Source organism: Spirosoma spitsbergense DSM 19989 (assembly GCF_000374085.1).
GTDB classification, from domain to species: Bacteria; Bacteroidota; Bacteroidia; order Cytophagales; family Spirosomataceae; genus Spirosoma; species Spirosoma spitsbergense.
In genome coordinates, this window is record NZ_KB893465.1 from 1 (window position 1) to 6,070 (window position 6,070).

6 protein-coding genes and 1 pseudogene are annotated in these 6,070 nt (G+C 42.4%); 4 read left to right on the top strand and 3 right to left on the bottom strand.

Going from position 1 to position 6,070, the window contains the following annotated elements; genetic code table 11:
- Nucleotides 1–473, bottom strand: a pseudogene (locus B157_RS34855) (hypothetical protein); the annotation flags it as partial.
- 852 nt (nt 474–1,325) lie between these two features.
- Here B157_RS34855 and B157_RS0109330 point away from each other — a divergent pair.
- On the top strand, nt 1,326–2,444 hold the full coding sequence (locus B157_RS0109330) for a replication initiation protein (RefSeq protein ID WP_020603075.1): 1,119 nt from the start codon (nt 1,326–1,328) through the stop codon (nt 2,442–2,444).
- A gap of 197 nt (nt 2,445–2,641) precedes the next feature.
- Here the strand turns inward: B157_RS0109330 and B157_RS0109335 are convergent, their stop codons facing one another.
- Together B157_RS0109335 and B157_RS0109340 are read right to left on the bottom strand one after the other, a co-directional pair.
- Nucleotides 2,642–2,863, bottom strand: coding sequence for a hypothetical protein (locus tag B157_RS0109335; protein WP_020603076.1), 222 nt, complete (start codon nt 2,861–2,863; stop codon nt 2,642–2,644).
- An 8-nt stretch (nt 2,864–2,871) separates the two neighbouring features.
- Nucleotides 2,872–3,132, bottom strand: a complete 261-nt coding sequence (locus B157_RS0109340; protein WP_020603077.1) for a hypothetical protein — start codon at nt 3,130–3,132, stop codon at nt 2,872–2,874.
- Nucleotides 3,133–3,261: 129 nt separating this feature from the next.
- On the opposite strand from B157_RS0109340, the gene B157_RS34860 reads away from it, so the two are divergent.
- From B157_RS34860 to B157_RS0109355, 3 genes are all read left to right on the top strand, one after another.
- A complete protein-coding gene (locus tag B157_RS34860; RefSeq protein WP_020603078.1) occupies nt 3,262–4,467 on the top strand; it encodes an aminotransferase class I/II-fold pyridoxal phosphate-dependent enzyme in 1,206 nt (401 codons plus the stop codon).
- Nucleotides 4,468–4,693: 226 nt separating this feature from the next.
- The gene (locus B157_RS0109350; RefSeq protein WP_020603079.1) at nt 4,694–5,104 is read left to right on the top strand and encodes a BfmA/BtgA family mobilization protein; all 411 of its coding nucleotides are present in this window, start codon (nt 4,694–4,696) and stop codon (nt 5,102–5,104) included.
- Nucleotides 5,105–5,124: 20 nt separating this feature from the next.
- The gene (locus B157_RS0109355; protein WP_020603080.1) at nt 5,125–5,988 is read left to right on the top strand and encodes a DUF5712 family protein; all 864 of its coding nucleotides are present in this window, start codon (nt 5,125–5,127) and stop codon (nt 5,986–5,988) included.
- Nucleotides 5,989–6,070: the final 82 nt, after the last annotated feature.

A 6,070-nucleotide genomic window follows, 5' to 3' on the forward strand; every position in this document is an offset into this window, starting at 1 on the left:
TTGTGGTGATAATTAGAAAAGCAGGCCTGGTAAGCATCGGGCTCTTCCCGAATGGTGCGTAATAGTTCGTCCGTTTGTTGAAGTTCTTTAAGCTGGCCCACGCTAAGCTGCTGCATTAAGGACAAGTTCAATAATTCGTCCCGGTAATTCTTGATGTGCTGCACGACATCACCATGGGTGACGGCCCGTTCAATGGAATACTTATGCTTGAAAAAGAAAGACAGGGAAATGGCGGGTTTCTCATAATTAATGAGTTTCAGGTTTTTCAGGGGCTTACCCGGCCGGTTGTAGGCTTGGTACTGCTTCATATACTGCATGGGAATGAAGTAGTATTCCAGGTGGGAATCAGCTGGGGGCGGATTGCTGATCTGGTTGATACCCGGTGTCAGGGCGATGGCCTGTGTTTTAAGGACGGTGCGCAGGGCAGAAAGGGGTGCTTCGTCGTTTCGTTTGGCGGGTTTTCTGGGCATCATTACAAGCTTAAAGTATAGATCACTTATTTACTATAAAAGTAAATAAGTGATTCTTTGTTTGCAACTGCCTTCTTTCCCCTTTACACCAAATTTTTCGCTTTGATCACTTATCCTTTTTATCAATAGCTTGTTTGATTGATTTAAGAGCCCTATAAGTATCAGATTTTCAGTAGTTTATAACGGTAAATACAAGGGTTAGTCGGTGCAATTACGAGGTTTGATCGGTTATAAGAAAACCTAAATACTAGGTTTGATCGGTCTAAATACTAGGTTTGATCGGTGCAAATACCAAGTTTAATCGGTGCAGTTTTTTAAATACAAGGTTTAATCGGTATCTAAAATTGTACTTGAAAAGACTATATTTTTAGGGTAAAAATTATATTCTGGGACCGGTATTGGCGGGATTATAGTGAAACGGCGAGGTTTTTGTCCGACAATTACAAGGTTTAGTCGGTACTACTATGGTTTCTTTGAGTAAATAAGGGATGCACTAATTCAAAACAGTTATTAGGCCATATCTGCTGGTTTTCAGCTGATTAGCAAATTAAAAGTTCGAAAAGGGATATGAGTTTGCAAAATTTTGCTTCCGGTCTTTATGCTAAACTTACATTATTTTTCATTGTACCATGTTTACAGGATCAGTAAGTGATGTAAAGACTTATTACAATTTTCTGACTGATCATCAATGAAACACCAAACAGTGATAAAGGGAAGACTTATCTAAGGTAGCTGAAATCTCCTGCGACGTCGAGGTAGAATCCTGCAACTTGACCTAATCTACATAAATACAAGTTTGATTATATCAAAACTTGTATTTATGTTTACTACATCGTTCCGACCTGACTCTCAGCCATGAACCAGATCCTTTCAGAGATACCTAAGATCACAAATTCTGTTTTTAATAAACACCCGACAAATTACCAATCTAATCTCTTTACAGAGTCTCGTCATGAGTTCACTGAACTTGAAAAGAAGATTGTTGTGCTGGTGGTTAATCAAATTGGCCACATGGCTGTGAAAGGGGAATTGAAGTCGGATAGCAACGTAAAATTTCACATTCCCTACACGGAGCTCACCAAAGATCGATACAACCTCATAGCTGATGCAGCCGATACGCTCCAGCAAAAAAGGTTGATGTATCGAAATGATAAGACAAATGATTTTCACTACATAACACCCTTCCCCAGTGTTAAGTCTGCTATGGTTGATGGCCGAAAAGTCATTACCTTGATCATGTTTGCCGAAGTAGTGCCTCACTTTGCTGAACTGGGCCAACGCTATACTAAGTATGATATTGATGTAATGCTTTCTCTTTCCTCCGTCTACGCGCAACGGATGTTTGAAATTGTGAGTATGTTTCATAATCGGGGACAGCATCAGTTTACCTATCCCGTTACTGAGCTTCGTATGATGCTTAATTGTCCCGAAACGTATCGATTTAATGACTTTTGTTCTAACGCTTTAGTAGTTGCCCAACGGGAGCTAAGAAAAAAGGCTGATATAAATCTAGAATGGCAGGCTACTAAAAAAGAAGGCAAGAAGGTGTCCGAACTGACCTTCTATGTAAAAACAGCTAAGCAGCTAGCAATTGATGCCGTTAAGCAGGATCAGAGTGTAGTCAATAACATGTCCATTAATGAAGCCTATACAACGGCATGGCAGTTAATGAAGAACTATAAGCTTAAAGGATTTCAAAAAGATCATATTTTGTCTGATCATGGCCTGCTGGATACTTTTTTCCGGGTTGATTCCGAATTAGCCAACGGTGTTCGGCAAAATGTCAAGAATCCAACGGCTTATCTAGTCAAATCGCTTGGTATTGATCAGTTGAAAGATCCCAAACCCAGGACCAAGCCAGCGTCTAAAACAGCCCAGTCAACGCTTTCGCTTTTTCCTCAGGGGCCAACCCTTCGAAGTGGATCAGCTAAATCCATAGGTGCCATTTTTGGCGATATGATTATGAATGAATAACGCAATTGGGGCTAGCTGACACATTCCGGGCAAATTCGCCAGATTAGCGGACACCTGCATAGAAAGTGCATTCAAATGGTATAAGAGTTAATCAGCATCAGTAAACTTGCGAACTAATTTACAAGTTTACAAGTTTACTGAGTGAAGAATAAAGTCGCTTTAACCGTTTATTTTATCGATTTTCTACAGAATCCTCCCTACCGTCTTAGTCGTTCAAACAGGCCTAAAGACCCCAACGCCATAACCAGCAGCATTACAATGGTGGCCAGTTTTCCGGATTGTGTATACGTACGATCGGCAATGATAAAGGAAATGGCTGTTATGTAAACAACGATCAATACCAGGAGAAAAAATAGGATAATAGGTGAGCGCAGCGAGTGACCAGCAGTTCGGCGCTTCTGGAGAAAAGTTGGTACCATATAAGGTGTTATTTTGAGAGTAAGAGTAAATCAAATGTGCCTGTTGTGTTGATCGCCTTGCCAGGCGTAGTCCCCAGGCCGGTAGCGTTGAGCAATGCGGTGAACGTGCCGGTAACCCGGTATAGACTATTAGCACCTTGTTGAGATACTAACTTCCTGTCCGTAATGGTCAGACTGCCGGTACGCGTATAGTAGAGCTGAGGACCTGGCAGATTCATAGTCAGATCAGTGATCACGCCCGTTGGAGTCGGTTGGCTATCAATACGCATCAAAATAGCGTTTTTTTTCTTCAGATAGTTTTATCAAAAATCTTTAATTTTAATAAAAGATTGTAGCAAATTTTTTAACCTTATGCGTTATAAGTATGGTTTACCTATAGATCATATTTGACATAACGAATGAGCATTTTAGAAAAACTCAACCAAAAGAAAACTGGTCTAACTAGCTACGCTCAATATGAAAACGAATACGTCTATCCCAAGCTCGAGGGACCTTTAAAAAGCCGCATGAATTTTAAGGGTAACGAGGTGATAGTCTGGAGCTTCAACGACTACCTGGGGTTACAATCTGATGAACGGGTAATAGAAGCAGAAGTCGAGATTGTTAAAAAATACGGTTCTGGTTATCCCGCCGGGTCACGTCTCTTAACCGGAAATACTGCGTATCACGAACAGTTAGAGCATGAAATTAGTCAACTGATAGATAAGGATGTTTTGCTACTCAACTTCGGCTATCAAGGCATCATGTCCGTCGTGGATAGCCTGGTGGATCGCCATGATACCATCATTTATGATCAGCAAGTTCATGCCAGTTTGATTGATGGAGTCAGGCTTCATCAAGGCCCCAAATTCTCCTATAGACACAATGACATTTTTCAACTAGGCAGGCTGCTTTCTAAAGTTCAGCCCGGCAGTGAAGTGTTGGTTTTAGTCGATGGTGTGTTCAGTATGCGAGGGGATACAGCCAATGTAGCGGACATTCTTAGGCTGAAAGAGACTTATGATTTTACCCTTCTCGTAGACGATGCTCACGGATTTATGAGCTTTGGTGAGCACGGATCAGTTGGGGAATTGATGCCCGAAGTAGACATTTATATCAGCACCTTTGCCAAGGCTCTGGCTACCACGGGGGGATTTGTAGCCGCCCGAAAAGAATTCATTGACTACTTTAAGTACAATTTACGTTCGCAAACATTTGGTCGCACCCTGCCTTTACTGACCGTAGCCAGTGTCCTTTTCAAGTTAAAGTTACTGGCCCAAGAAGGGATAGAGAGACGAAACAAGCTCTGGAAAAATACCCGATTGCTCCAGGAAGGATTGAAAGCGATGGGGTACGACATTGGCAATACGTGTAGTCCCATAACCCCCATTTATTTGACCTGTTCAGAAAAAGAAGCGTCTGCTTTTCTAAAAGAGCTTCGCTATACCTATGGCGTATTTTGTAGCCCTGTTGTATATCCCGTCGTTCCAAAAGGGACTATGATTCTTCGGCTCATTGTAACGGCCCTGCATGAAGAGAGAGACATTAGCCAAACGCTGGACGCCTTTGCTAAACTTCAGCAAACGTTTGCGCTAAACTGCGTATTGGAGTGCAGCGAAGACTAGTACAAGCCTCTACTGATTTCTTCTCATTTATAGAGCGAGCGGGAACAGTACCAAGCTCATTTTGTATCCACAAATCTATCCTTATACAACTGATTGTCAATTCGTTATTCAAAAAACTGAACTCAGGTGAATGTGTTTAACGGCCCAAATAACTCAGGTCATAACTGAGTTTTTGTCTTAAACAACTGATTATCAACTATAAAAAACTGATTTATAACTGAGTTTTATGGAAAAAAGTAAAGAAAAAGACAAGCAAGTATTGATTTCGGCTGATCTGTTTTCCGAGTTTGAACGGATGGCAGACAGCTACGGATTATCTAAAAAAGGCCTGCTGGAAGCCATGATTTTCTACTTCAAAGCCACCCATGCCGATCCCCGAGATCCTAAAGCGGATAACCCAACGGACGCCATAAAAGCCTTGGACAAACGACTGGTCTCCTTTATTCGTCAGCAGGAAAACGAGCTAATTCGCCCCATTAGTGACGATATTAAATTACTCCTTCAACTCGTTACCCAAGACTTACCCAAGACGCTTCGTCAGTCGCAGATACGAACCATTGGCGGAGCGTTTAAACCCGAATTTCAAACAGAGCGATTTCGGGCCGTCTATGAGGATTTGATAAAAAAGACGAACTGATTTAATTCTCTATTCCTGTTATGGTAGCCAAGATTACAAACGGAGGTAAAGGAAGCTGTATTGGTTTAGTACAATATTTAGAAAAAGAAAGTCAGGGTGATTGGTTCACGCACGACAAAGGGAATATTAACGCCACTCAGGTAGTTACGGGTATTGACGCGAATCGAAAGCACTTAGGTCAACAAGAAGATAAATACTACCAGGTCATCTTGAGTCCGAGTCAGTCAGAACTAAATCCCCTGGGCAATGACCTTCAAAAATTGGAAGCTTTTACAAAATCAACGATGGACAAATACGCTGGTCAGTTTGGAAAGGGGATAAAGAGTGCAGACCTCGTTTGGTTCGCCAAGATTGAGCAGGCGCGGAGCTTTTCCCATACGGATAAAGCGGTGCAGCAACAACAACGCGTAGAGGGTGAATCGAAGGAAGGACCCCAAACGCACGTACACATTATTGTCAGTCGGACGGAAGACTTAACACGGTACAAAGAGCAAAAAGAAGCGCAAACAATTGAGCGGAAGCATCCTCTTAAACTAAGCCCCGCTACCAACCACCGGACGACTACGCAGGGAGCGGTGCAGGGTGGATTTGACCGGACGGCCTTCAAGCAGGCAGCCGAACAACAGTTTGACCGGCAGTTTGGGTATGACCGCCCTTTAACCGAAACGTTTCACTACGCGAACACTTTGCAGAAAGGAAGTCAGGAAGAACGTATAGCGTTACGAATGGAAGCGTTAAAACAGCAGCCTAATTACCTCGCCTGGGAGCAATCCAAAGACAAAGTACAGGAAACAAAACGGGAGTTACCTCAGCCCCAATCAAGAGAAGACTTATCGCTTTACAATGGTTCGTCAATTTTTAGGGATATGAAAAAGGCGTGTTAGTTTTGGGTATCTGACATCCAAACCAAACAACGCCTTTATGCAAGGACCAGCCCTACTGAGTACAATAGTAGCTAACCTGCCC

Bases quoted from the DNA above. Each gene is read 5' to 3' on its own strand.
- B157_RS0109330 (WP_020603075.1), top strand. From the start codon at position 1,326: ATGAACCAGATCCTTTCAGAGATACCTAAGATCACAAATTCTGTTTTT.
- B157_RS0109335 (WP_020603076.1), bottom strand. From the start codon at position 2,863: ATGGTACCAACTTTTCTCCAGAAGCGCCGAACTGCTGGTCACTCGCTG.
- B157_RS0109340 (WP_020603077.1), bottom strand. From the start codon at position 3,132: ATGCGTATTGATAGCCAACCGACTCCAACGGGCGTGATCACTGATCTG.
- B157_RS34860 (WP_020603078.1), top strand. From the start codon at position 3,262: ATGAGCATTTTAGAAAAACTCAACCAAAAGAAAACTGGTCTAACTAGC.
- B157_RS0109350 (WP_020603079.1), top strand. From the start codon at position 4,694: ATGGAAAAAAGTAAAGAAAAAGACAAGCAAGTATTGATTTCGGCTGAT.
- B157_RS0109355 (WP_020603080.1), top strand. From the start codon at position 5,125: ATGGTAGCCAAGATTACAAACGGAGGTAAAGGAAGCTGTATTGGTTTA.